This is a genomic window from Arthrobacter sp. D1-17 (assembly GCF_054130535.1).
Map to the genome: position 1 here is coordinate 787352 of NZ_CP096382.1, position 23736 is coordinate 811087.

Consider the following 23736-nt stretch of genomic DNA (forward strand, 5'->3'; position numbering starts at 1 on the left):
CGGGTTCGCCGGCCATTAGGCGCCGCCTACAGGGAACAGCGTTTCCGGTGGCGCCACGCTAAGGAGAACAGTATGAATCAGCAAAGCGACCAGCGGGGTCTTGACCAGCGGGGTCATGCTCAGCCGGGCCTTGACCAGCAGGGCCCGGCCAAACGGGATCCGGGTCATCAGGCCTCTGCCGCGCAGGGGCCATCCCATGCCGGAGGAGCGGCACTTGAGGATGCGCCTCGCAACGAGTCTCAAGGTGCCCCCCAAGGGCCGGCTCAGGGTGCCGGTAACGGCGCCCACGCAGTGAAGCCGGAAGGTGCGGACTCTGCTGCAGCGGTTGCGCAGCATTCGGTCTCCACCCCGGGCAAGGGCACGGGCGTCAAGAACGAGGCCGTCGTGGGTCCGTTCACCGTCCGTGACGTGACGGTCTTTGCGGCCACGCTGGTTCTCTTCGTGGCGTCCCTGATACCAATGTTTGCCCTCCGGTACAACCTGTGGAACCTGGGCAACCTGTTCTTCCTTGGGATAGGAATCGTCCTGCCGCTCGTCGTGTCGGCGCTGTTCGCAGCCCGCCGCCTGGCGCCGGAGACGAAAGTGCGTATTGGTTCGCTGTCAGTTGACCAGTTCGCCTCCGTGGTGGCCTCTTTCGCCGTCGCCTTCTTCTTCCTGTCCGCCGCTGTGGGATTCACCCCGGTGGCGCTGGTGGCCCTGATCGGTTCACTGGTGCTGCTCGCGGCCACTGTGCTGGCCCGCTTCATCCCGTTCTTCGCCGGAGACTTCCTGGACCGGGCCGAAGTGCCCGCCCATGTCATGGCCCGTGAGTCCGCCGTCCCGGTCCGCAAACCGAAGCCGGCAAAGGTGCCGAAGCCGGCAAAACCGTCTGCTGGAAAGCCCGCTGCGCAGGGACCGACGGCGGGCGGCCAGTACGCTCCCGGCCAGGCTTTTGATGCGCAAGCTTCCACCGGCCAGGCTTACGGTTCGCAGACGCCCGGCGGGCGGCCAGTCGGCAGCTCCGCGGTGGCCGCTACCGCTGGTGCAGCAGGAACTGCGGCGCCGACAGGGAACTGGCCGGGGACGAACACCGCCGACACCTCGCCTGCGACTGAAGCGGCCGCCGTCGTGCCTTCAGCTGCAGAAGCCGCCGGTGCCGGACACGGAACGCCGGCGGACGTGGAAACCCCCGCTGCTGAAGCGACCCAGCTAAACGGTGTTGCCGTCGCCGGTACCGCAGCACCCGCCGCAACGGCCACACACGCTGATGAGGCAGGGGCGGCCGCCGCCACCCCGGCCACGGCTGTACATCCGCAGGTGCAGGCACACCAGCCCGTGAAATCTCAAGAGCCGATCGGCGCCACCGTGGACCCCGCAAGCCGTCCCGAGGAACCGGAGCAGCAGCCCGTTCACGAGGCATTCTGGTTCGCCGTGGCGCAGCACCGCGTTGCTGTGGATGAGCGCACCGGGGCTCCGCTGTTCGGGATCGAGCCCGGCGGCTGGGTGCTGGCCCTCGAAGACCGAGGCGACGAGTTCCTGGTCCAGCACACGGACGGCCGGGTGGGTGTCCTGCGCGACCTCAGCAACATCGAGCGTGGCTAGCAGGCTGCCTGTGGCCGCCTCCCCAGCTGCCCGTCGCGGCGCTCACCAGACCGGCGCGTCGGCGGGAACCGGCGCGTCGGCGGTGCCCGACGCATCGGTGGTACCCGACGCATCAGCAGATGCCACGGCGCCCGGTGCCGGACCTTCCGGGAACGCGATGGCGCCGGCGGCCCCTCGCCGAAAGGGGACGCCAGCCGCAGAGGGTTCCGCCGGCGCAGGGTGGATTTCCGGCGAATCGGCGCTGGCTTTGAAGCGGCGGGCGCGGCGGATCAACCGGGCACTCGCGGAGCAGTACCCGTACGCCCACGCCGAGTTGGACTTCAGGAACCCCTTCGAGCTGCTGGTAGCCACCGTGCTCTCGGCCCAGACCACGGACGTGACGGTGAACCTGATCACGCCGCTGCTCTTCGCCCGTTACCCGGACGCGCGCAGTATGGCGGAGGCCGACTCTGCTGAGCTCGAGGCAATCATCAAACCGACGGGCTTCTTCAGGGCGAAGGCAAGAAACCTGATGGCACTGGCCACCCGGCTGGTGGATGAGTTTGATGGAGTGGTTCCCAGCAGGCTTGAGGATCTGGTGACCCTTCCCGGTGTCGGACGAAAAACCGCCAACGTCGTGCTGGGGAATGCGTTCGGTGTCCCCGGCATCACCGTAGACACGCACTTCGGCCGCCTTGCGCGGCGTTTCGGCTGGACCGACTCTGATGACCCGGTGCGGATCGAATCGGACGTCGCCGAACTCTTCGAGCCGCGGGACTGGACCATGCTGTCCCACCGTGTGGTATTCCATGGCCGCAGGGTCTGCCACTCCCGGAAGCCGGCATGCGGCGCCTGTGCCGTGGCGAACTGGTGCCCCAGCTTCGGCCTGGGTGAAACCAATCCGGCAAAAGCCTCGAAACTCCTCAAATACGAATTGGCGCCGGGAAACGAGGAGCTCCTCAGTAAGCTCCTCGCGGAGACCCACCGGGCAGCGGAAATCCGAATGGAATCCCAGCGGAGGTCCCCGTGACGGCACGCCAGGACCTGCTGGACCTGGTGAGTGCCATCAGCGCCGGCGTCGGACCGCCCCGGAACCCCTACTGGCAAAAACTGACAGTCGACCCGTCACTGGCACGGAAAGCTGCAGTGCTGATCCTCTTCGGCACACTCGATGACGTTCCGGCTGCGTCGGGCAAGCCGCTGGCCCCGGCCGATCTGGACGTCCTCCTGCTGGAACGGGCGCACACCCTCGACGACCATCCCGGACAAGTGGCTTTCCCCGGAGGTGGCATCGACCCCGACGAATCTCCCATCGCAGCGGCCCTCCGCGAGGCCCACGAGGAGACAGGGGTGAACCCTGCAGGGGTGGACGTGCTCGGCGAGCTGCCGGAGCTGGCACTGCCGCGCGGCAATTACCTTGTCACGCCGGTCCTTGGCTGGTGGGCCTCGCCGTCCCCGGTCCGCGTGGTGGATTATGCCGAGTCAGCCCAGGTCTTCCGCGTCCCCGTCCGGGACCTGCTGGACCCGGAAAACCGTGCCATGGCCACAGCCACCAGGATGAACCAGACGTTCCAAAGCCCCGCGTTCATGGTAAACGGCGTCGTGGTGTGGGGCTTTACCGGCATGATCCTGAATGAACTTTTTGACCAGCTGGGCTGGTCGGTGCCTTGGGACCGGAGCCGGCTGCACCCGGTGAAGGTGTAAGCCGCTCTTTGCGAAGCTCCGAAGGTGTGTATAGCTAGCGCTGGTGTTCCCGCAGATCCACAACAAGGCCCGTGGCTGCGCTTTCCCGCATTGCGTTGATGCCGTCCACTACGCCGGAAAGACTCTTGAACCGCGGTGACACTGCCACCACGTTGCCGTCTCCGTCTTTGAGCCGGAACTTGTAAAACTTTTCGTCGTCCTGGTGTACTTCAAACTTGCCCGCCACTGCCTGGACCCCCTGATAATGCCTCTTTGCACGTGCCGGGCCAACGAACTGCCACTCCCGGTCGCTCTGAGACTAATGTGATGCACGGCACGGGTGCGAGTTACCGGCCGGTAGGTTACTCATTGAAACGGTTCGTTGCAGTAAAAGTGCCTGTGACTGTAGTTCCCGCTGCCGGCAGGCTACCCTGCGCGCCTTCGTTTTCGGGCTTTTGGGCAGAGAGGCTCACTTGGCGTTATCGTACGAGTCCACCACTGCCACACTCACCGGGAACTCGACCGGAATCCGGCCGAACAGGAGCTCCTTGGCTGCTGCTGCGGCGTCCTCGATGGCGCGGATGCAGTTGTTCACGGCGTCATCCGGGGCGTGCACCATGACTTCGTCATGCAGGAAGAACACGAGCTCGCCGGAAGGTGCCCCGTCGGCACGCATGCCGCGCAACCGCCGTCGCAGTTCAGCTAGCCAGCAGGCCGCCCAGTCTGCCGCCGAGCCCTGCACGACGAAGTTGCGCGTGAAGCGGCCCCGGGAGCGGGCGATCGAGTCCGCACGGCGCTGTTCTTCTGCGGTGCTGGTCTGTTGGCTGCGGAACCACCTTTCGGAGGGCGGTGGGCTGCTGCGGCCGAGCCGAGACGTCACCGTTTTGCCGGCCTCACCCGCCCGTGCCGCCTTTCCCACGAAGTCCACGGCGCGCGGATAGGTGCGTGCCAGCTGAGGCATCAACCGTCCCGCTTCCCCTGCAGTGGCGCCGTACATAGCGCCCAGAAGCGCCATCTTGGCCTTAGCCCGGTCACCCCCGAATCCCCGGGCCGCGATGCTTGCGTAAAGGTCCTGGTCCCGGGCGGCCTCGGCCATGACGGAATCCTGCGCGAGCGCCACAAGCACGCGCGGCTCCAGCTGCGACGCGTCCGCCACGATCAGTTTGTGGCCGGGGTCTGCGTGGACTGCGGCCCGGATTTGCCGGGGGATCTGCAGCGCGCCCCCGCCGCGCGACGCCCACCTGCCCGACACGACGCCGCCCACCACGTACTCCGGCCGGAACCGGCCGTTCCTTACCCATGCGTCCAGCCACGCCCAGCCGTTGGCCGTGTGCAGACGTGACAGTTGCTTGTAGGCCAGCAGCGGCTCGATGGCAGGATGGCTGGACTCCCTGAGCTCCCACTTCCGTGTCGACTTCACCTCGATGCCGTTCCGGTGCAGGGCCCGCATGAGCTCCTGGGGGGAGTCAGGGTTAAGGGCCGGTGCGTTCAGCAGCCGTCGAATTTCGGCGTTGAGCTCCTCCAGTTTCGCAGGACGGTGGCCTGCAGGCGGGCGGGGGCCCAGGTTGTCGACGAGGATCTGTTCGTGCAGTTCTTCACGCCAGGGCACGCCGGCTCGCTGCATTTCGACCGCGATCATGGCCGCGGCGCTCTCCGCAGCCAGGAGCAACTGGAGGCGCTGCCGGCGGTTGCCGTCGAGGCCAGCCCCGGCCAGCGCCTCCTGCTGGGCGGCGTATTCTGCGCGCAGTTCGTCAATCGTGTGGCGCGGCTGGGCCCTGCGCTCGGGACTGTCGAAAAGCGCTCCCTGCTCTGCTGCCGGCGGTGGGGGCTGCAGCATCCGCGGCGGCTGGAGTTCGTCGTCCTGCGTCAGCTTTTCAGCATATTGCGCATATTGCGCATAAGGCGTGTGGGCGATGAATTCAGAGTGGGCCAGGATCGCGCCACAGAGCTGGAGGTCATAGCACCGCTCCAGCTCGACGCCCGCCTCCAGCAGTGCTGGATACCAGTCATGTGTGCGGTGCCAGATCCAGCGCGGCCGCCTGTTTTCGAGCTCGCGTACGACGGCGGGAAGTGCACTTGCGCTGTTGGACGCTGCTGTCCGGAGGATGATGCGCGGATTCGGGTTGCGGGGGCTGGGCAGGCCCTCGGGGGTGAGTTCCTGCAGGACGGCGCCGTCGGGATGGGCGGCCAGCAACAGAAACATGGCTCAATTCTGCCTTGTTTTCAAGGTGCTGGTTTTCGACGTCCAGTCCGGCACGTGCAGTCAGGCTGGGGCCGCGCCAGCTTCCCCTCAACAGGGCTTCACTACTGGGGTTTGTCCACATAGGAGTCTTTGCCGGTGCCCGTCGTAGCTAGTTTTCGCCAGAGTTGGCCCATGAGCAGGCATCATGCACGGAACCCGGATACTGCGTCTGTACAGGACACCCCGGAACAGGACACGCCCGACCCCGAGACCTCGCGTCAGGAGACGGCAGGACTGGGCAGCTCAGGCCTGGGCACTCCAGACCAGGGCTCCACGGCCTCCGGTGTGCCCCCGGGGGCATGGCGTCCCGCCGACGGGAACCCGGACGACGCGGCACCCAAGCTGAGACGGGGCTCTGGTGCGGCCTCTGCGCGGACCGTTGTTGGCGGCGCCACTCCATCGATGGCTCCTGGCGCTGGGGCCGCTGCTGGCCGGGCGGCGGCCTGGCGTTCCTCGTCTCGACCATCCCCAGAGCCTGGGCCGCGGGCATGGCTGCCGGTCGAAGCCGATGAAGTGCTACTGGTGACGGGACTTGAGTTTCTGCAGGGCGAGGTTGAGCGCATCGTGGCAGCCGCGGGCGGGTTGCTTCGGGTTGTGGCTGACGTCTCGGAGGCCGCGCCCTTTTGGGACTCGGCCGCTGCGGTCCTGGTGGGAAGCGACATCCGCGAGCTGCCGCCGCGACGGCGTGCCCCTGCTGTTTTGGTAGGTCTTAGCGGGGAAGGAGACAGCCTGTGGCATCTGGGTGCGGCCATTGGGGCGCAGCGGGTAGCCGTTCTTCCTGATGCCGCAGCTTGGCTGGCGGAGTTCCTCAGCCGCTCGCGCTCGCCGGAGGCGGGCGGAGTCGTGCTCGGCGTTACGGGAGGCTGCGGCGGAGCGGGAGCCACCACTGCAGCGATCTGGATCAGCCAGGCAGCCGCGTGCCTCGGCGTGCGGGTACTGCTCGTGGATGCCGATCCTTGGGGCGGCGGGGTGGAGCTTGCCCTGGCCGCCGAGGAATCGCCGGGGTTGCGCTGGCCAGATCTCGCCGACGCCAGGGGCAGCATTGACCCCGGCCAGCTCGCCGATGCCCTGCCTGTGGCCGGGGGATTCTCATTTTTGTCCTGGCCAGGAAGCAGGGAACGGCCAGCCCCGGTCGACGCGTCCACGGTGGCCGGCGTCCTCGATGCCGCCAGACGGGGCTTTGAACTTGTCGTCGTGGACATCGGACGGAACGCCGAACCTTTGGGTACCTTTGCCTGGGACTGCGACCGGCTGCTCATGGTTGTCCCGGCACAGCTGAAGGCAGCCGTCGCATCAGCCCGCCTCCTTCAGGAGCTGCCGCCAGTAGACGCCGCCCTGGTCATCCGGGGCAAAGCAGGAGCCGCCCTGGACGGGACCCTGATCGCGGAATCGGTCGGACTGTCTCTGCACGCCATCATGCCGGAGATCAGGGGTACGGCAGGCGCTACCGAACTGGGCCGTCTGCTGGAGCACGGCCGGCGCAGGAGTGTGCGACGCTTTGCCGCGGTCGTATTGGAGCTGCTCGACGGCGAACTGCTGTCCAGGGAGGCGCAGTGAAGCCGCCTTCCAGCTCCTCCGCTTCCGGTTCCCTGCTTGGCCAGAGGCAGGCGGCGGCGAGACCGGCCTTTCCTCAAGGTGCCGGCAGGCGGCGTGCGGTAAGAGGGCTCGATGCAGGATTGCTCGAGACAGTGCGGGAATCTGTTATGGCCGAGGCCGGACCCGTGACGCCATCGCGTGTTGCGGCGGCGGTGCAGGCGACAGGCAAACTGCTCGGTACCGCCGGCTCCCTCGCCGCTGTTGAGCGCATCAGCGCTGAGCTGAACGGACTCGGACCGCTGCAGCAGCTTGTCAGCGATCCATCCGTCACGGACATCTTCGTCAACGCTCCCGATTCCGTGTGGCTTGATCGCGGACGCGGGATCGAACGGGCGCCGGTGTACTTTGCCGGGGAGGCTCAGCTCCGTGCCCTCGCATCCAGGCTTGTGGCAGCGGGGGGACGGCGCCTCGATGACGGCTCGCCCTGCGTAGACGTGCGGCTCGACGGCGGCTACAGGGTCCACGCCGTGCTTCCACCTATATCAACGGCAGGCACGCTCCTTAGCATCCGCATCCACCGTGAGCAGGTCTTCTCCATGGAAGAACTGAGTCGCGGCGGGATGTTTGGGCCTCTTGTCCAGGCAGTACTGGAACGGGTGGTGGAACATCGGCTGAGCTTCCTGATCAGCGGGGCCACAGGGTCCGGAAAGACCACATTGCTGTCCACCCTGCTGGGTCTGTGCCATCCAGGGGAACGGCTGGTCCTCATTGAGGATGCCTCGGAGCTGAACCCCGTGCACCCGCACGTCGTCGCGCTGGAGTCCCGGCACGGCAACCTGGAAGGAGGGGGCGCGGTGGATCTGGGTGAGCTCGTACGCCAGGCGCTCAGAATGCGTCCGGACCGGCTCATCGTGGGGGAGTGCCGAGGTGCAGAAGTACGTGAACTACTGACAGCCATGAACACAGGGCACACTGGCGGCGGCGGAACCATCCACGCCAACGCGGCCAGCGCCGTCCCGGCCCGCCTCACTGCGCTGGGAGCGCTGGCGGGGCTGGGACAGGATGCCGTGCAGCTGCAGGTTGCCAGTGCGCTGGATGTCATCATTCATGTCGCGAGATCGCGGCAGGGACGGCAGGTGGACTGCATCGGGGTGCTGCAGCATGCTGACGGAAACCTCCTGGTTGCCACAGCGCTCGAGACCGTGGGCGGGCGGCTCATCATGGGTCCTGCTTGGGGGCCACTCGCGTCGCGGCTTGGTATTCCTCCCGGGCAGGCCATGCCCGGGGACTTTGGCGGAGCAGCGGCATGAGCGCTGTTCTCGTGACCGTCCTGATCCTGGCTGTGTGGCTGGTCCTGCGGCCACCGCGGGGACTGGGCCGCCGGGTCCGCAAGGCTTTTACAGGAAGCACCGGCCGGCACTCGAAGGCTCATTCCTTCAGAGTGCTGCTGCTCCGCGGCACTGCCTTCAAGGAGCAGCCGGAAGGCAGCGAAACTTTCCGGAACAACCGCCGCAATTTGCGGTCGGGGCACGGACGCGCTTCCCGCCCCAGCAATGGGTTCGTGCCACTCACAGTCGCCGTCCAGCAGCTCGCTGCCCTGCTGAAAGGCGGGCGGGCGCCGTCCCGGTTATGGGACGAGCTGTGGCTGGTCTACGCGGTACCCGACGGGTCCACCGGACAGGAAAGCCCACCTCATGGACAGAGGCTGGGTGCAGCATCGACCGCCATCCTCGCGGCTGCCCGCGGTGCCGCGTTGCGGGGAGCTCCCGTGGCGGAGGCAATACGCCTTGCGGTGCGGACGTCGGGGCTCCCGGCGGACAACGGGGAACCCCGGATCTGGACAGAACTCGCCGCCTGCTTTGAGATAGCAGAAGCCAGTGGCTGTCCGTTGGCTGACGTCCTGGCCAGGTTCGCCGCGCAGTTGGAGGTCGAAGACGATGCCGAGGCAGCCCGCCAGACTGCGCTGGCCGGCCCTAAAGCGACGGTCACCCTCCTCACATGGCTGCCGCTGCTCGGACTGGGGCTCGGGGTCTGCCTCGGGGTGGATCCCTTAGCGATGCTTGTTGGGACTCCGATTGGCATCGCGGCCCTTGTGGCAGGGATTCTGCTGACGGTCAGCGGCCGGATCTGGTCCGCCAGGCTGGTGCGGGCAGCAGCCGGAGCGGCAGTAGCGTGAGTTTCGTTGAAAGCGTGGCACCCGTTGGAAGCCCGACCTTCACCGGAAGCGCGGCCTGCATCACCTGTGAGGTTCGACAGTATGGCCGCGACCTGGAACTGGCCGCCGCATGACGGGGCCGCTATCCGCCGCTGTGCTTGTCGGGACACTGCTGGCTATTGCCGCGGTGCTCGCCTTCTCTGAACGGTCACGCGTGAGACGACGATTCCTGGTCAGGGTCCGGCTGTTGCTCGACGCAGGGGCGCCGCCGGACGGCTCGGGCAAGCAGCCCTCCGTCCTGCCGGAGCCAGGTCTGCGTGACCCAGCGATGATGCTTGAACTGGTCGCTGCCATGCTGGAGGCAGGGTCCGGGATCGGCCGCTCCCTGGAGTTGGTCTCCGCGGCCGCATCACCCGATTATCAAAGCTCCCTTAGGCCGGTGGTTGCGGCGCTGACCATCGGAGCCGACTGGGAAACCTCGTGGCGGCGCCCGGAAGGCCACTCTGCCGAGATATTGGCGCTGCGAGATGCCCTCGGATTTGCCGCACTCACTGGTGCGCCGTCGTCCGCGATCCTTTACGCGCAGGCGGCCAGAATGCGGCGGGAACGGTTCCGTTCTGCCGAAAAGCGCGCCGCTGCACTCAGCGTCAAACTTGTCGTCCCCTTGGGTCTTTGCTCCCTTCCGGCCTTCATCTGCCTCGGCGTGGTCCCGGTACTGCTGGCACTCGTGCCCTCCGGGTCCTGAGCGGGCACAGAGCCTTCCCGCACTTTCCCTCCACACACCGTCACAGCCCCGCTTTTCCACTTAGCCCATACCGTCCCTTACCGGGCGGACCGCCAAACGGAACAGTCGGAGTAGCCGGCAACTCCGCCGGTCATCCGGAAAGGAAAACCATGTCCCTGAACCCAAGCAGTTTCGGCGCGACCCAGCATGAGTATGAGGAAAACAGCAAGGCAAACGTGCGGGAAATCTATCCGGGCGCCCGCACAGCACCACGCGTGAAGACGCGCAGCTGGAGGCGCCTGACAGGCTCCCAGGCGGGGATGGCCACGGCAGAATATGCCATCGCTACCTTGGCCGCGGTCGGCTTCGCAGGGATCTTGGTCTTCATCCTGCGCAGTGATGAAGTCCGCGGGTTTCTGCTCAACCTGATCCGCGCGGCGCTGGCCTTGCCATGACTCCCTTGCTGCAGACCCGGTCACCCGGAGCGATCAAGAGCCCTGCAGACAGGAGCCGCAGAACTGGCAGCCGCGGCGCAGTTACGGCTGAATTCGCCGTTGCACTGCCGGCAGTCCTGATGCTGCTGGCCATCCTCCTGGCCGGGTCTGCAGCAGGGGTCACGCAGCTCCGGCTGGAGGAAGCGGCGCGTGCCGGTGCCAGGGCACTTGCACGGGGCGAGGATCACGCAGTCGTTGACGGTATCGTCCGGAAGCTGGCCGGCGCCTCTGCATCATCCTTGGTGGCGGCCGACGGCGAGTGGCAGCGGGTCACGGTGTCGGACCGGATGGCCGGATTTTTAGGGAATGTGGTGCCATGGACACTGACCGCTCAGGCCGAGGCGCGAACGGAAACTGCGGAGTCGGCCAACGCTCCGGCGGATCCCCATGGCCCGGCAGCTGTCTGCGCGCGGACAGTCTGCTGACAGTGGACCAGTTTGGGAGGCATGAATGAATAGGCCAGGGAGGTGGGGCTGCCGGCGGACGCGTTCTGAGCGGGGGTCCGGCACCGTCCTGGCAGCAGCCCTCGGCATGGTGCTTATCCTTGCGACGTCCTTCGTGCTTCTGCTGGCACAGTCCGCTGTGCTGGCCTCCCAAACTGCGGCGGCGGCCGACCTGGCTGCCTTGGCGGCGGCTGACGCGCTGCGGGGCGTCTCCGATGGAGATCCGTGCGCTGTTGCCGCTTCCGTCGCGGCCCGTCACAGCGCACGGCTGATCAGCTGTACTGAGGGAGGCGACCAGTCCGTTGAAGTACGTACCCAGTCGAGCACCAGTACTTTCCTCGGAGCGGCCACCGGCCGCGCCCGGGCCGGACCTCCGCCCTAGCTGTGGTGCCGGACGCCGGGCCGGTGTCCGGTGCAGCTAGCGGGCACTGGGCACGACGGCGCTCGCCGCATACTCCTTGGGCGCAGCGGCTGCGTCCATCGCGTCCTTCAGCAGAACGTCGATCAAGGTGATGGCAGCGTCCTTGTCCAATGGGTTGTTTTTGTTGCCGCATTTAGGCGACTGCACGCACGAAGGGCACCCGGTCTCGCACTCGCAGGCCTCGATGGCATCACGCGTTGCCGTCAACCAGACTTTCGCCTTCTCGAAACCGCGCTCGGCAAAGCCTGCTCCGCCGGGGTGCCCGTCATAGACAAAGATGGTGGGCACTCCGGTGTCGGCGTGAATCGCCGTCGAAACGCCGCCGATGTCCCAGCGGTCACTGGAGGCTACGAGGGGAAGGAGCCCGATCGCTGCATGTTCTGCCGCATGAAGGGCGCCGGGGAACTGTGCCTCGATCAGCCCCGCGCCGGTGAGGGAGCGGTTGTCAACGACGAACCACACCGCCTTCGTGAACAGCTCCCTCGCTCCTAGGTCCAGAGGCTCCTCACCCAGCACCTCATTGGAAATCAGGGCTTTGCGTTGAAAGGAAACCACTTGGGTTGTTACCTTCACATCTCCGAAGTGAACAGCGACGTCACCCCACTGCACGGTACGTTCGGTCTCCAGCACCTCGATCTGCGTTATGTCCCGGGCTGTCGTGTAGTAGTCCGGATTCGCGCGGCGCACCACCACGCAGTGTTCGTCTTCGTTCAGCTCCTCCACTACGTAGCTGTCACCCTGATGGACGTACACCGCACCTGTATGTGCCTGATAGTGGGTCTGCGGGGAGTCCATCGTCCCGAGAAGCGACCCCGTGTCCGCGTCCACTATGCTCACCGGCCCGCCACCGTCGGCCCGAAGACTCACCATGGCGGCAGCATTTTGGGGATGGGTCCAGAACCAGCCGGCAGGCCGGCGCCTCAGACATCCGCGATCGACGAGCCGGCCGAGCAGGTTCTCGGCGGTGCTTCCGAACAGCGGCAGCTCGCCAATGCCCAGGGGAAGCTCGGCAGCAGCGGCGCAGAGATGCGGCCCGAGAACATATGGATTCGAAGGGTCAAAGACGGTGGCCTCAACCGAGACGTCGAAGATTGCCTCAGGATGATTCACCAGGTAAGTGTCGAGAGGGTCATCACTGGCAACAAACGCCGCGATTGCCTCCTGCCCGGACCGGCCGGCCCTGCCGATCTGCTGGAACAGGGAGGCTCGGGTCCCGGGCCAGCCGGCAACCAGCACGGCATCCAGTCCGGAGATGTCGATGCCCAGCTCCAGCGCCGAAGTGCTCGAAATGCCAAGCAGCTGCCCAGAGCGGAGGGCCTTCTCCAGCGCACGGCGTTCTTCGGGCAGGTACCCGGACCGGTAGGCGGCAACCCGCTGGGGCAGGCTCGGGTCAACCTCATCGAGCAACCGCTTCGTGATGGAGGAAATGGTTTCAGCGCCGCGCCTCGACTTGATGAAGGCAATAGTGCGGATCTGTGAGGAAACGAGGTTGGCCAGCAGGTCAGCGGTTTCAGCCACGGCCGTCCGCCGTTCCTTCGCACCGTTTTCACCGCGCACCTCCGTCAGGGCAGGTTCCCAGAAAGCGACCGTCGTGGATCCGTGGGGTGAGGAATCTTCTGCTACGGCCTGCACTGGCGCGCCGATGAGCCTTCCGAAGGACTCCTCCGGTTCGGATGCCGTGGCGGACGCAGCGATGAACACCGGGCCCGGGGAGCTGCCCGCTGCGTAATAGGCACAGATGCGCCGAAGCCGGCGCATCAGGTTGGCAACATGCGAGCCGAAAACCCCGCGGTAGGTGTGCGCCTCATCGACGATCACATACTTCAGACGGCGGAAGAAACCGGCCCACCACGCATGGTTTGGCAGGATTCCAAAGTGCAGCATGTCGGGGTTCGCCAGGATGACGTTGGCATGGTCCCGGATCCAGCGCCGCGATGCCTGGTCGGTGTCGCCGTCGTAGGTCTCTGCCCTGACAGTGGGCAGCTTGAGCGAGCGAATGGCCGCCAGCTGGTCCGCGGCCAGCGCCTTGGTCGGTGCGAGATACAAGGCGACCGCGCCGCCGTCATGAATCTTGCCCGGCTCGGAGAGCACACGCAGTTCGGAACGGTGGACCGCATCGAGCGCGGGAAGCTGGTAGGCGAGCGATTTTCCGGAGGCCGTACCGGTGGCGACCACCACGTGGCCGCCGGCGTGGGCGATGTCGGCAGCCTGAACCTGGTGCCGGTACGGCTGCTGTATTCCCAGGTTGCCGTAGGCCGCCACCAGGTCAGCGTGGACCCACTGCGGCCAGGGCTCATGCACCGCCCGGCGCGCCGGGATGGTACGCACATGCCGCAGCTGCTCCGGATCCGGGCCGCGGCCCAACAGGGGAATCAGCGAGTCATAGGGGTTCACCCCAACATTGTTTCACCCGCGCGGAAACCGGCCGGAATTCGAGCCGGACGGAACCCGGCAGCCGCATCCCGTCAGGCGACCGAGAGGTCCGACCCTTCATCCGAAGCGGAGAGCATCAGGACGTGGCATACCGAGGTCCAGCCCAGATGTGAATAGAGCTTTTGCCCGTCGAGCGACGCCAGCAAGAGGCCGTCCTCCACGTCGTGCTCAAATGCCTGGGCCGCCAGGGCCTTCATGATGAAGCTGCCCAGCCCGCGTCGCTGGAACGCCGGTTCGGTAACAATCTTGTCGAAGACAGCCGTCCCGTTGATGACCAGCACCTGGCCGCTGGCCGCGACGGTATCCCCGGACCGGACAACAGCATGGTGCACGCCGTTGGACTCGGACGTTTCCAAGGAGAGTTCGTCATCGGAAAGCCAGGGGTCCTCGGCGTCCTGGGTTTCCATGTCCACCACCATCATGCTCTGGGACGCGGAGGTGACGTTGAGGCCGTGCAGTTGCGCCAGAGCGGTGTACCGCTCCACGTCGTTCGTCAGGATGGTCAGCACCCGGGCGGGTGCTTCGGCAGTCTTGGCTGCCAGGTCCGCAAATTCCGAGTCAGTGGGATCGGAAGCAAAGTACTGCCATTCCCCGGTCGACTCAGCTCGGAGGGCGGCGGGAAACCGTCCCTCAGTCCCCGTCTCGTAGCCTCGGCATCCGGCCCAGCCGGCTACCCAGACTTCCAGCAGGTGCGTGATGTCTCCAACCATGGCTTCTGGCGTCATGTGATGAGGGTATTCCAGCGTTGCCACAAGCAACAGGGCTTTGCCCCTTGCTTATGCAATTGTGATGGGAGGGCAGGCGGCAACTGCACGTCCGTCCGGCGCTCCGGCCCTGCCTTCACCCCGTACCCTCATTCCGGCGGTTTGTGGGGACCCAGTACGCTTAAAAGCGTGGCTTTGAACCGAATTGTGCTTTTTTATGGCTTTACCCCCATCGCCGACCCAGACGCAGTCATGCTCTGGCAGCGTGCCCTCTGTGAGAAGCTCCGGCTGACCGGGCGCATCCTTATCTCCAAAGACGGCATCAACGCCACTGTGGGCGGGGACATCAAAGCGGTCAAGCAGTACGTCAAGACCACCCGGGAATATAAGGGATTCCGTGGCATCGACGTGAAATGGTCGGAGGGCGGAGCGGACGACTTCCCGCGCTTGAGCGTCAAGGTCCGTGACGAGATCGTATCCTTCGGGGCTCCGGGGGAGTTGAAGGTTGACGAAAACGGCGTCGTGGGCGGCGGAAAGCACCTGAAACCCGAGGAACTCCACGAACTCGTTGATGCCAAGAAGGAAAGCGGCCAGGAAGTCGTTTTCTTCGACGGCCGGAACGCCTTCGAGGCGCAGATTGGCAAGTTCAAGGACGCAGTGGTCCCGGACGTCGCCACCACCCACGACTTCATCAAGGAGCTGGAGTCGGGCAAGTACGACGCCCTCAAGGACAAGCCCGTGGTCACGTACTGCACCGGCGGGATCCGCTGTGAAGTGCTCTCCAGCCTCATGGTGAACCGCGGGTTTAAAGAGGTGTACCAACTGGACGGCGGCATCGTCCGCTACGGCGAAACGTTCAAGGACCATGGGCTGTGGGAAGGCTCACTGTACGTCTTCGACAAGCGCATGCACCTCGAATTCAGCGAGGACGCGAAGACCATCGGTGAGTGCGTTCGGTGCGCAGCACCCACGAGCAAGTTCGAAAACTGCTCCAACCCGAGTTGCCGCACCCTAACCCTGTACTGCGGCGAATGCGCAGCCAGCCCGGAGACCTTGCGCTGCCCGGAAAGGTGCGCTGCCTGACTGGCTGCGCGGCCTCACCGGTGCTTCAGCAGTCGGTAAGGTAAGCCGTTAGATGCGGCTTACACGCAGCGCGAAGTTCGCGTCCCTGCGCGCTTCGACTGTGATCTGCAGGACGGAGTCCTTCGCCACTTGAACGACATTCACCCGTGACGTGCCGCAACGCAGGCTCAAGTCCACCAACGCGAATTCGGAGTCGCGCACTGTAAACGAAACTCTCCGTTCGCTGCGGCACGCGAGCGTCAGGGTGTAGGTACCGCTGGGCAGACGAGATGTGGACAGGACCTCCTCCTCGTCCTCCTCCACAGTGCCGTAGTCGGTCAAGAACACCTGTCCCTCGGCGTCGGGCAGCACCTCGCGCGCCCAGGCGTCGAGCTCAGCACCTGACACGGGGCGGGTGAACCGCGTATCGCGCGGTAGCGCCGCATCCGTCAGTGGCGGTGCACTGTCGGGGGGAAGGGCGCCGCGCCCGTCGTCGTAGCTGTACTCACAGCCGCTCAGGGCAGAGCCGGAAGCCAGCATAAGGAAAAGTACGACGGCGGCTGCCGGGCTCCGCGAGGATCGCACCGGTGGCACCCGCCTGGAGAAGTCCCCCCCGGAGCAATGCACGGAGACCATCCGCACAGAAGGCATACACAGACTCTAAGCCCGCGGAACGTGTGGAGCCAGAGCCAATTATGCAGAGGCAGATTATGAGGTGGCCTGCTACTTCGCCGGCACCAGTTGATAGGCATATATGAGTGGTGCGTCAACGCTCGAGGCGCTGATTTCGAGAGCACCGGCTTTAGGTACATTCAGCTTCGAGATTTCGCGGCTGCCGTTGCAGGCGGCCCCGGTATCGGCTATCGGATTCCCATCGACGGACACGGCAAAGAACGCCTTGCCCCCGCCTTCGCAGGTGGCCGTCAATATGTAACGGCCAGCAGGAATGGAGCCCGTTTCCTGGATGATCCTGTCCCGGTTAAGGATCTTGCCGGCATCCTCAAGAACTGCACTTTGGGCAGAAGGCAGGGCCGTGGCCTTCCAGGCCGGGACGTCCGCGTTTTCAATGGACACCCTCGGCGAGCAGGCCGGCAGCACCAGCAAGAGGGCGCCCGCGGTCACGATCATCAGGACACGGAGCAGCGAAGAACCACGGAACACCGCGGAAACGCGAAGCGCCGTGGGAACGAGAGGCGCCGTGGGTACACGCGGCATCACGGGAGAACGTCCAGCCATGATTCCAACTTACCCGCTCCGGGTTCACGTGCTGCCCGCACGGATGTTCAGCGGCTGCGTCGGGCTGCCGCGAAAGAGACCAGGTTGTCTGCCTCTTCTAGGGCGTTCGCCATCTTCGGAGAACCAACGAACACCCTCTCGCCACGGGACTTCAGGTCGACGGGGATAAGGTCGGCGCGGGCGGACGGGGCCTGCCCCGCCCCGGCCTGCCCTTCGCGGTTCTCCGCCCCGACCTGCCCGGCTCCGGCTCCGCCATTCCCAGCCGCGGCGTGCCCCGCCCGGCCTGGTTGTCTCCGTCGCTCTGCGCTCTCCTCGGAGAGCGTGAGTGCATCGATTTTCGCGCCCCCGATCTTGTCAAGCATCTCGTAGTCCTCTGCCGTGCACAGGTCGCTTGCCGCCAAGTGCCTAAGCGCAATCAGGCCCACGACGGCCCGGCTGAAATCAGGGTCCATTGCCAGGCCGATGGCCCACTGCGTCCGCTGCCACCACTGGTCCCGGCGGTCTGCTTCCCGCCGTTGGGCCAGCGTCCGCCACGCAATCCAGCCCGCGATCAAAGCCGCCAGCAGGGTGCTGAGGGGAGCGAAGGCCGCGACGTACTGCAGCCACTCCGGGCCAGAGCCATCCGGAGTAAGCGCCGCTGCTTTGGTGTCCAACATGGCCCAACTCTAGCCCTGTCCTCGGACAAACAAACGGGACCAAAAGATCGCGCAGAGGGGACAAACAGATCCGACAAATAGACTGGCGCTGTGACCCAATCAATGCTCTTTACTGCCGGCAACACTCCCGATGCACCACGCAGCGACCTCCCGGACCTCCTGCACTCCCTGGCTGCAGACCTGCGGGAGGTGGGCTACACCGTTGACGGCGTTGCCGCGCTGCTGGGGCCGTCGGCATTCGCGGCGCTGGACCGTGACCAGCTCATCCCCGCATTGATCGTCACTGAAGGAGCCGCCCAGGGTGAGGCGCGGGCGGCGGCGCTCGCCGCCGTCGTGCGCTTCTGGCTGCTGGCTGTCCCGCAGGACCCGGCGGTGCTTGACGCCGCCCTGCCGCGCACCCGGACGCAAGGGCTTATGGACCTTGGCCTCGCGGAGCCCGCGGAGCCCGCGGAAGCAGGGCAGCGGGCGGAAGCAGCGGAGCCCGCGGAAGCAGGGAGGGAGTTGATCAGGGCCGCGGCCGACCTGCGGCCGTACGGATGGAAGGGGGCTGCAGGGGAGGATGCCACCGGCAGCGACGGCGTGGAACTGTGGGTGGCCAGCGACCTCGCGGCACACCAGCGACCCGGCGTCCTCCGGCGCGACCATGTCCTGGGTATCGGGCAGGCCTCCACCACGCTGGTGCAGACCACCATCCGGCGCCATGCCAAAAGGGCTCTGGATCTGGGGACCGGCTGCGGCATCCAGACCTTCCACTTGCTGCACCACAGCGATCACGTCACAGCCACCGATATCTCCGAACGGGCGCTGGCGTTCACGCGCTTCAATGTCCTGCTCAACGCCGAGGCGCTGCAGGTTGACCCGGCGCGGCCCGCGGACCGCGTGGCCCTCAGGCTCGGCTCCCTGCTGGAGCCCGTAGCCGGAGAGAAGTTCGACCTCGTGGTGTCCAACCCACCCTTCGTCATTACACCGCGGAGCGCCGGAGAGGCGGCCGGAGACCAATTCACCTACCGTGACGGCGGCCTGCCAGGCGATGGCATCGTGGCCACCCTGGTGCAGTCCCTGCCCGACGTGCTGGCTCCGGGCGGCACAGCCCAGATGCTGGGCAACTGGGAGATCACCGCGGGGCTGTCATGGGAGGAGCGGCCGCAGCGCTGGGTCCGGGAGGACACCGATGCCTGGTTCATCCAGCGCGAACAGGTGGGGCCCGAACAGTACGCCGAAACGTGGCTGCAGGATGCCTCAGAGAACAGGGACCGCCGGCATTATCAGGAGGCCTACTCCGCGTACCTCGGCGATTTCGCTTCCCGGAACGTGGACGGGATCGGTTTCGGGATGATCTGGCTGCGGCGGCCCGACGCCGGTACACGCCGGGTCTACAGGTTCGAGGAGATCACGTACCCGATCGAGCAGCCGGTGGGCCCGCATTTGGATGCCGCCGTTGACCGGGCGGACTGGCTGGCCGCGAACGATCTGTCCGCGGCGCATCTCGTCGTGGCCGATGACGTCACGGAGGAGCGCCATCAGCGGCCCGGGGCGGAACATCCCGGCGTGATCCTGCTGCGGCAGGGTGCCAGTCTTCGCCGCACCAACCTCCTGAGCACCGAACTGGCCGGGTTTGTCTCGGCGTGCGACGGTGACCTCTCTGCCGGGCAGATTATCGGGGCCTTGGAGTCCCTCCTTGGAGGCTATGAGGACTTCGACGGCATTGCCTTCCGCAGCGCCCTGCTCAGCGATATTGCCAATCTGGTCCGGGACGGATTCCTCCTGCCGGCCCCGCAGGATTGAGCGGTTCCGCGATCCGCCGGAATGCGCGGGAATGCTCCTGAGCCGCCATCCGCCGTCGTGCTTGCCGCCGGACTCCTGAACCCGAACCGGAACGGCGCAACAAGCGGACCCTGAGGGCGATCTTCATCGGTGACGACGGCCACGTGTTTTCCACATGGTTGCGCAAGATTCTTCAAAATATGGTGAACTAGGCCAATATGGGCTCATCTGCCCGAGCAACCTTTTTCTGTAGGAGCACTGTGCCAAGCAAGGCCAAAACCGGCAAGAAACTCGTGATTGTGGAGTCTCCGGCCAAGAGCAAGACCATCGCCAAGTATCTGGGCGAGGGCTTCATTGTCGAGGCCTCCATTGGTCACATCCGGGACCTGCCGCAGCCTTCAGAGCTCCCCGCGGAACTGAAGAAGACCTCGGTGGGCAAGTTCGCCGTCGACGTGGAAAATGACTTCAAGCCGTACTACGTCGTGTCCCCGGACAAGAAGAAAAAGGTCGCCGAACTCAAGGCCCAGCTCAAGGACGCCGACGCCCTCTATCTCGCAACCGATGGGGACCGCGAGGGCGAGGCCATCGCGTGGCACCTCCTGGAGGTCCTCAAGCCGAAGGTTCCCGTGTACCGCATGACCTTCGGTGAAATCACCAAGGAGGCCATCCACCGGGCCATGGACAACCTGCGCGATGTCGACGCCGCGCTCGTGGATGCCCAGGAGACGCGCCGCATCCTCGACCGCCTCTACGGCTACGAGATCTCCCCTGTGCTGTGGCGGAAGGTTGCACGCGGGCTCTCCGCAGGGCGTGTGCAGTCTGTGGTCACACGCATGGTGGTGGACCGCGAACGCGAACGCATGGCGTTCAAGGCGGCTTCCTACTGGGACCTGACCGGCCAGTTCGGTGCCGAAGCGGGTTCTGCTTCGTTCAAAGCCAAGCTCGCCGCGCTGGACAACGCCAAGGTGGCCAGCGGCCGGGACTTTAACGACGACGGCGTACTCACCGCACGCAACGCCGTGCACCTTAATGAGGAACTGGCCACGTCGCTGGCAGCAGGGCTGGAAGGCGCGGACTTCCGCGTCCGGTCCGTTGACACCAAGCCGTACACCCGCCGCCCTGCCGCTCCGTTCACCACGTCAACACTGCAGCAGGAGGCCGGGCGCAAGCTCCGCTTCTCGTCCAAGAGCACCATGCAGATCGCCCAGCGCCTGTATGAAAACGGCTACATCACCTACATGCGTACCGACTCCTCCGCGCTAAGCGATGAAGCCATCACGGCTGCACGCCGCCAGGCATCTGAGCTCTATGGCCCGGAGTACGTTCCGCAGTCCCCGCGCGTCTACTCGAACAAGGCAGCCAACGCCCAGGAAGCCCACGAGGCCATCCGTCCCGCCGGTGACTCCTTCCGCACACCGGCCCAGGTTGCTTCACAGCTCAGCGGCGACGAATTCAGGCTCTACGAACTGATTTGGAAGCGCACCGTCGCCTCCCAGATGGGCGATGCCAAGGGCTCCACCGCCACCATCCGCCTCGGTGCAGTGGCGGTTAGCGGCCCGGCCCAAGGCCGCGACGCCGAATTCTCGGCCTCCGGCACTGTCATCACCTTCCCCGGCTTCCTCGCAGCCTACGAGGAAGGCAAGGACGAAACCCGCGGTGACGAGGACTCCGAGGAAGCACGGCGCCTGCCGAACGTGGCCAAGGGCGACTCGCTGTCCGCCTCCGACATTGTTGCCGTCGGGCACGAGACATCCCCGCCACCGCGCTACACCGAAGCCTCCCTCACGGCCGAGCTGGAAAAGAAAGGCATCGGGCGCCCGTCCACCTACGCCTCCACGATTTCCACCATCCAGGACCGCGGCTACGTGCGGAAGCAGGGCTCAGCCCTGGTACCCAGCTGGATCGCCTTTTCCGTGGTCCGGCTGCTGGAGCAGCACTTCCACGACTACGTCGACTACGAGTTCACGGCCGACATGGAAGGCGACCTGGACAAGATCGCCAATGGCCAGGCCGTGGGTGCTGCCTGGCTCAAGCACTTCTACTATGGGGAAGACACCGATCCGGGCCTGCTCAGCATCGTGAACAACCTCGGTGAGATCGACGCGCGCGAAATCAACTCGGTGCCCATCGCCGAGGGCATCACCCTGCGCGTGGGCAAGTTCGGGCCGTACCTCGAGAGCTCTGTCCCCACCGTGGATCCGAAAACCGGCGAAGTGGTGGAGTCTGCCCGCGCCAATGTCCCCGAAGATCTCGCCCCTGATGAGCTCACCGCCGAGAAGGCCGTGGAGCTGATGGAAACCGCGGCGCCCGAGGAACGGGTGCTCGGCACTGATCCCCACACCGGCCACACCATTGTGGCCAAGAACGGCCGCTACGGCGCCTACGTCACCGAGATCATCCCGGAGATGACCGAGGAACAGCTCGCCAACCTGCCCGTGGAGTACTACAAGAACGGCAAACCGAAGCCGCCGAAGAAGCCCGTCAAGGCCAAGCCGCGCACCGGATCGCTGTTCAAGTCCATGTCGGTGGAGACCATAACCCTCGACGAGGCGCTCGCTCTCATGAGCCTGCCGCGGGTGCTCGGCCAGGACGCCGAGGGTAACGTCATCACCGTCCAGAACGGCCGCTTCGGTCCCTATCTGAAGAAGGGAACGGACTCGCGGTCCATCGGTTCGGAAGAGGAAATCTTCACGATTACGCTGGAACAGGCTCTGGAAATCTACTCGCAGCCGAAGCAGCGCGGCGCCCGCGCAGCCGTACCCCCGCTGGCCGAGTTCGGACCGGACCCGGTGTCCGAAAAGAACATCGTCGTGAAGGAAGGCCGCTTCGGTCCATACATCACGGACGGCGTCACCAACATCACGGTGCCGCGGAGCACTTCACTGGAGGAACTGACGCGGGAACAGGCCGTCGAACTCCTGGCCGAGAAGCGCGCCAAGGGACCAGTCAAACGCACCACCACCCGCAAGGCGCCGGCAAAGAAGGCAGCGGCGAAGAAGTAAAGCAGGCTGGTTGAGCTCGCTACCATCCGGCACCGTCGCCAAGGGTTCGGAATTGCGCGGTGCCCTGCAACGTGGTCGAGTAGATACATGACTGAACAGACCGGACCCGCAGACACGACGCCGCTGAACGACCTCGAAGAGAAGCTGGCTCAGGGGGGTCAGCCGGACGCCGATCCGGTGGACGTCATCCTGTCCTTCCTGAACAACGAGGTTTACATCATCAGCGCCGACGCCCTGGAAGGCGAGGACTCCCAGGTCGAGCCGTTGGTGCTCGGGAACGAAGATGGGCAGCCTGTCCTGGCCGTTTTCTCTCACCCCAGCCGTGTCGACCCGGAGTACCTCGAGGCCGCGCCGAACGTGCTCGGAACGCAGGGGGCAGCCATCATCGCCAACATTGGCGACGAACTCGGGATGGTCATCAACCCCGGGGCAGCCTACGGGTTCGAAATCAACCCCGAGGGCATTGCGAACATCAGGCGCGATTTCAAGCGTGCTGATGACACCGACGCGAACCCGGCTGGCCTCGAAGGCGAGTAGCGGCTTCATCCTGATCCGGGGGCGGTCCTGATCGGGGAAATGTGCCGGGGCGGATTGCTTCCGCCGCCGCTCTTCGGGGAATAATGGCAGGATGCGGCTAGGCGTCCTCGATATCGGATCCAACACTGTCCACCTTCTCCTCGTGGACGCCCACCCCGGTGCGCGTCCTGTGCCTTTCGCCTCGCACAAGCGGCCGTTGTCGCTTGTGCAGTATCTCGACGGCGACGGCAACATCAGCGATGCAGGCCAGCATGAGCTGACCGAGTTCGTCCTTGAGGCGTGGGAGTTCGCCGCGAGGCACAAGGCGGAGGACCTCCTGGCCTTCTGTACCTCTGCCATCCGCGAGGCCACTAACGGGCCGGCTGTGCTCGCCCGGGTGAAGCACGAAACAACGGTTACCCTTGAGGAGCTGACAGGCAGCGAGGAAGCGTCCATGACGTTCTTCGCGGTCCGCCGCTGGTACGGCTGGGGTGCGGGCCCGATCCTGAATCTGGACATCGGCGGTGGTTCCTTCGAGATGGCCACAGGCCAGGACGAGCTCCCGGAGCTTGCTACCTCCGTACCGCTCGGCGCCAGCCGCCTCACACGCGACTGGCTGAAGGAGGACCCTCCCTCCGCCAAGAGTGTGAAGGAGCTGCGGAGTTATATTCGTGACACACTCAAGCCCGTGGTCCGGAGCTTCGATGCCATCGGAAGGGCGAACCTCGTTGCCGGAACGTCCAAAACCTTCCGCTCGCTGGCACGGATTGGCGGTGCGGCCCCCAGTGCAGCCGGTCCCTACGTTAAACGCGAGCTGCACGCCACGGACCTGGGGATCTGGGCCCAGCGCCTAACAGCGATGAAGAGCGAGGACCGGCTGCATCTTCCCGGCGTCTCCGAAGCCCGCGCCAACCAGCTCCTCGCGGGCGCGCTGGTCGCAGAAGCGGCCCTGGAGCTGTTCGCCTTCAAGAAAATCAAGATTTGCCCTTGGGCCCTGCGCGAGGGCCTCATCCTGCGCCGTCTCGACCAGCTGGTCTTTGACGGGCCCTTGGAGCCCGCTCCGCATATTGGAATCCAGACGCAGCCCCTGACTGCCGGCTGAAAC

23 protein-coding genes are annotated in these 23736 nt (G+C 65.7%); 15 read left to right on the forward strand and 8 right to left on the reverse strand.

Features of this window, described 5'->3' with window-relative positions:
- Positions 1 to 15: 15 nt before the first annotated feature.
- A complete protein-coding gene (locus tag M1E01_RS03650) occupies positions 16 to 243 on the reverse strand; it encodes a hypothetical protein (protein WP_457973750.1) in 228 nt (75 codons plus the stop codon).
- A 48-nt stretch (positions 244 to 291) separates the two neighbouring features.
- Between M1E01_RS03650 and M1E01_RS03655 the strand changes: the two genes are divergently transcribed.
- The 3 genes from M1E01_RS03655 (at position 292) to M1E01_RS03665 (ending at position 3264) form a co-directional block, all read left to right on the forward strand.
- Positions 292 to 1581: a hypothetical protein gene (locus M1E01_RS03655; RefSeq protein ID WP_457973751.1), complete on the forward strand. Its 1290-nt coding sequence runs from the start codon at positions 292 to 294 to the stop codon at positions 1579 to 1581.
- A gap of 157 nt (positions 1582 to 1738) precedes the next feature.
- Positions 1739 to 2590, forward strand: a complete 852-nt coding sequence (nth, locus tag M1E01_RS03660) for an endonuclease III (protein ID WP_457974849.1) — start codon at positions 1739 to 1741, stop codon at positions 2588 to 2590.
- Positions 2587 to 3264, forward strand: a complete 678-nt coding sequence (locus M1E01_RS03665; RefSeq protein ID WP_457973752.1) for an NUDIX hydrolase — start codon at positions 2587 to 2589, stop codon at positions 3262 to 3264. Before nth ends, M1E01_RS03665 begins: the two co-directional genes overlap by 4 nt.
- A 34-nt stretch (positions 3265 to 3298) precedes the next feature.
- On the opposite strand, the gene M1E01_RS03670 is transcribed toward M1E01_RS03665, so the two are convergent.
- Positions 3299 to 3490, reverse strand: a complete 192-nt coding sequence (locus tag M1E01_RS03670) for a YegP family protein (protein WP_457973753.1) — start codon at positions 3488 to 3490, stop codon at positions 3299 to 3301.
- 222 nt (positions 3491 to 3712) lie between these two features.
- Positions 3713 to 5446, reverse strand: coding sequence for a bifunctional 3'-5' exonuclease/DNA polymerase (locus M1E01_RS03675; protein ID WP_457973754.1), 1734 nt, complete (start codon positions 5444 to 5446; stop codon positions 3713 to 3715).
- Between the two features lie 171 nt (positions 5447 to 5617).
- On the opposite strand from M1E01_RS03675, the gene ssd reads away from it, so the two are divergent.
- The 7 genes from ssd (at position 5618) to M1E01_RS03710 (ending at position 11219) form a co-directional block, all read left to right on the forward strand.
- Positions 5618 to 7042 (forward strand): septum site-determining protein Ssd, encoded by a 1425-nt coding sequence (gene ssd / locus M1E01_RS03680; protein ID WP_457973755.1) that lies wholly within the window; start codon positions 5618 to 5620, stop codon positions 7040 to 7042.
- A 32-nt stretch (positions 7043 to 7074) separates the two neighbouring features.
- Complete coding sequence (locus M1E01_RS03685; protein ID WP_457974850.1) at positions 7075 to 8331, forward strand: TadA family conjugal transfer-associated ATPase; 1257 nt, start codon at positions 7075 to 7077, stop codon at positions 8329 to 8331.
- Positions 8328 to 9197 (forward strand): hypothetical protein, encoded by an 870-nt coding sequence (locus M1E01_RS03690; RefSeq protein WP_457973756.1) that lies wholly within the window; start codon positions 8328 to 8330, stop codon positions 9195 to 9197. Before M1E01_RS03685 ends, M1E01_RS03690 begins: the two co-directional genes overlap by 4 nt.
- Before the next feature lie 109 nt (positions 9198 to 9306).
- A complete protein-coding gene (locus tag M1E01_RS03695; protein WP_457973757.1) occupies positions 9307 to 9921 on the forward strand; it encodes a type II secretion system F family protein in 615 nt (204 codons plus the stop codon).
- On the forward strand, positions 9918 to 10355 hold the full coding sequence (locus M1E01_RS03700; RefSeq protein ID WP_457974851.1) for a DUF4244 domain-containing protein: 438 nt from the start codon (positions 9918 to 9920) through the stop codon (positions 10353 to 10355). Before M1E01_RS03695 ends, M1E01_RS03700 begins: the two co-directional genes overlap by 4 nt.
- Complete coding sequence (locus M1E01_RS03705) at positions 10352 to 10819, forward strand: TadE family type IV pilus minor pilin (protein WP_457973758.1); 468 nt, start codon at positions 10352 to 10354, stop codon at positions 10817 to 10819. The genes M1E01_RS03700 and M1E01_RS03705 overlap by 4 nt, the downstream gene beginning before the upstream one ends.
- A gap of 25 nt (positions 10820 to 10844) precedes the next feature.
- A complete protein-coding gene (locus M1E01_RS03710; protein WP_457973759.1) occupies positions 10845 to 11219 on the forward strand; it encodes an Rv3654c family TadE-like protein in 375 nt (124 codons plus the stop codon).
- A gap of 36 nt (positions 11220 to 11255) precedes the next feature.
- On the opposite strand, the gene M1E01_RS03715 is transcribed toward M1E01_RS03710, so the two are convergent.
- On the reverse strand, positions 11256 to 13652 hold the full coding sequence (locus tag M1E01_RS03715; RefSeq protein WP_457973760.1) for a DEAD/DEAH box helicase: 2397 nt from the start codon (positions 13650 to 13652) through the stop codon (positions 11256 to 11258).
- Positions 13653 to 13723: 71 nt separating this feature from the next.
- Entirely contained in the window at positions 13724 to 14416 is a 693-nt protein-coding gene (locus M1E01_RS03720; RefSeq protein WP_457973761.1) for a GNAT family N-acetyltransferase, read from the reverse strand.
- A gap of 168 nt (positions 14417 to 14584) precedes the next feature.
- Between M1E01_RS03720 and trhO the strand changes: the two genes are divergently transcribed.
- A complete protein-coding gene (trhO, locus tag M1E01_RS03725) occupies positions 14585 to 15478 on the forward strand; it encodes an oxygen-dependent tRNA uridine(34) hydroxylase TrhO (RefSeq protein ID WP_457973762.1) in 894 nt (297 codons plus the stop codon).
- Positions 15479 to 15526: 48 nt separating this feature from the next.
- On the opposite strand, the gene M1E01_RS03730 is transcribed toward trhO, so the two are convergent.
- From M1E01_RS03730 to M1E01_RS03740, 3 genes are all read right to left on the reverse strand, one after another.
- Positions 15527 to 16108: a hypothetical protein gene (locus M1E01_RS03730; protein WP_457973763.1), complete on the reverse strand. Its 582-nt coding sequence runs from the start codon at positions 16106 to 16108 to the stop codon at positions 15527 to 15529.
- 72 nt (positions 16109 to 16180) lie between these two features.
- A complete protein-coding gene (locus M1E01_RS03735) occupies positions 16181 to 16693 on the reverse strand; it encodes a hypothetical protein (protein WP_457973764.1) in 513 nt (170 codons plus the stop codon).
- A 47-nt stretch (positions 16694 to 16740) separates the two neighbouring features.
- Positions 16741 to 17349 carry a hypothetical protein gene (locus tag M1E01_RS03740; protein ID WP_457973765.1) on the reverse strand — a complete coding sequence of 203 codons (609 nt, stop codon included), beginning with the start codon at positions 17347 to 17349 and terminating at the stop codon, positions 16741 to 16743.
- Positions 17350 to 17451: 102 nt separating this feature from the next.
- Between M1E01_RS03740 and M1E01_RS03745 the strand changes: the two genes are divergently transcribed.
- From M1E01_RS03745 to M1E01_RS03760, 4 genes are all read left to right on the forward strand, one after another.
- Positions 17452 to 19134, forward strand: coding sequence for a DUF7059 domain-containing protein (locus tag M1E01_RS03745; RefSeq protein ID WP_457974852.1), 1683 nt, complete (start codon positions 17452 to 17454; stop codon positions 19132 to 19134).
- Positions 19135 to 19373: 239 nt separating this feature from the next.
- Positions 19374 to 22115 carry a type I DNA topoisomerase gene (gene topA, locus M1E01_RS03750; RefSeq protein WP_457973766.1) on the forward strand — a complete coding sequence of 914 codons (2742 nt, stop codon included), beginning with the start codon at positions 19374 to 19376 and terminating at the stop codon, positions 22113 to 22115.
- Between the two features lie 87 nt (positions 22116 to 22202).
- Positions 22203 to 22652, forward strand: a complete 450-nt coding sequence (locus M1E01_RS03755; RefSeq protein ID WP_457973767.1) for an SseB family protein — start codon at positions 22203 to 22205, stop codon at positions 22650 to 22652.
- Between the two features lie 91 nt (positions 22653 to 22743).
- Positions 22744 to 23733 carry a Ppx/GppA phosphatase family protein gene (locus M1E01_RS03760; protein ID WP_457973768.1) on the forward strand — a complete coding sequence of 330 codons (990 nt, stop codon included), beginning with the start codon at positions 22744 to 22746 and terminating at the stop codon, positions 23731 to 23733.
- The last annotated feature ends 3 nt before the right edge of the window (positions 23734 to 23736 follow it).

What these genes read in the sequence shown, in the direction of transcription:
- M1E01_RS03755 (WP_457973767.1), top strand. Translation starts at nt 22,203, where the DNA reads ATGACTGAACAGACCGGACCCGCAGACACGACGCCGCTGAACGACCTC.
- nth (WP_457974849.1), top strand. Translation starts at nt 1,739, where the DNA reads ATGGCGCCGGCGGCCCCTCGCCGAAAGGGGACGCCAGCCGCAGAGGGT.
- M1E01_RS03735 (WP_457973764.1), bottom strand. Translation starts at nt 16,693, where the DNA reads ATGGCTGGACGTTCTCCCGTGATGCCGCGTGTACCCACGGCGCCTCTC.
- ssd (WP_457973755.1), top strand. Translation starts at nt 5,618, where the DNA reads ATGAGCAGGCATCATGCACGGAACCCGGATACTGCGTCTGTACAGGAC.
- M1E01_RS03745 (WP_457974852.1), top strand. Translation starts at nt 17,452, where the DNA reads ATGCTCTTTACTGCCGGCAACACTCCCGATGCACCACGCAGCGACCTC.
- M1E01_RS03705 (WP_457973758.1), top strand. Translation starts at nt 10,352, where the DNA reads ATGACTCCCTTGCTGCAGACCCGGTCACCCGGAGCGATCAAGAGCCCT.
- M1E01_RS03710 (WP_457973759.1), top strand. Translation starts at nt 10,845, where the DNA reads ATGAATAGGCCAGGGAGGTGGGGCTGCCGGCGGACGCGTTCTGAGCGG.
- M1E01_RS03675 (WP_457973754.1), bottom strand. Translation starts at nt 5,446, where the DNA reads ATGTTTCTGTTGCTGGCCGCCCATCCCGACGGCGCCGTCCTGCAGGAA.
- M1E01_RS03690 (WP_457973756.1), top strand. Translation starts at nt 8,328, where the DNA reads ATGAGCGCTGTTCTCGTGACCGTCCTGATCCTGGCTGTGTGGCTGGTC.
- M1E01_RS03740 (WP_457973765.1), bottom strand. Translation starts at nt 17,349, where the DNA reads ATGTTGGACACCAAAGCAGCGGCGCTTACTCCGGATGGCTCTGGCCCG.
- M1E01_RS03695 (WP_457973757.1), top strand. Translation starts at nt 9,307, where the DNA reads ATGACGGGGCCGCTATCCGCCGCTGTGCTTGTCGGGACACTGCTGGCT.
- M1E01_RS03730 (WP_457973763.1), bottom strand. Translation starts at nt 16,108, where the DNA reads ATGCCTTCTGTGCGGATGGTCTCCGTGCATTGCTCCGGGGGGGACTTC.
- M1E01_RS03760 (WP_457973768.1), top strand. Translation starts at nt 22,744, where the DNA reads ATGCGGCTAGGCGTCCTCGATATCGGATCCAACACTGTCCACCTTCTC.
- M1E01_RS03720 (WP_457973761.1), bottom strand. Translation starts at nt 14,416, where the DNA reads ATGACGCCAGAAGCCATGGTTGGAGACATCACGCACCTGCTGGAAGTC.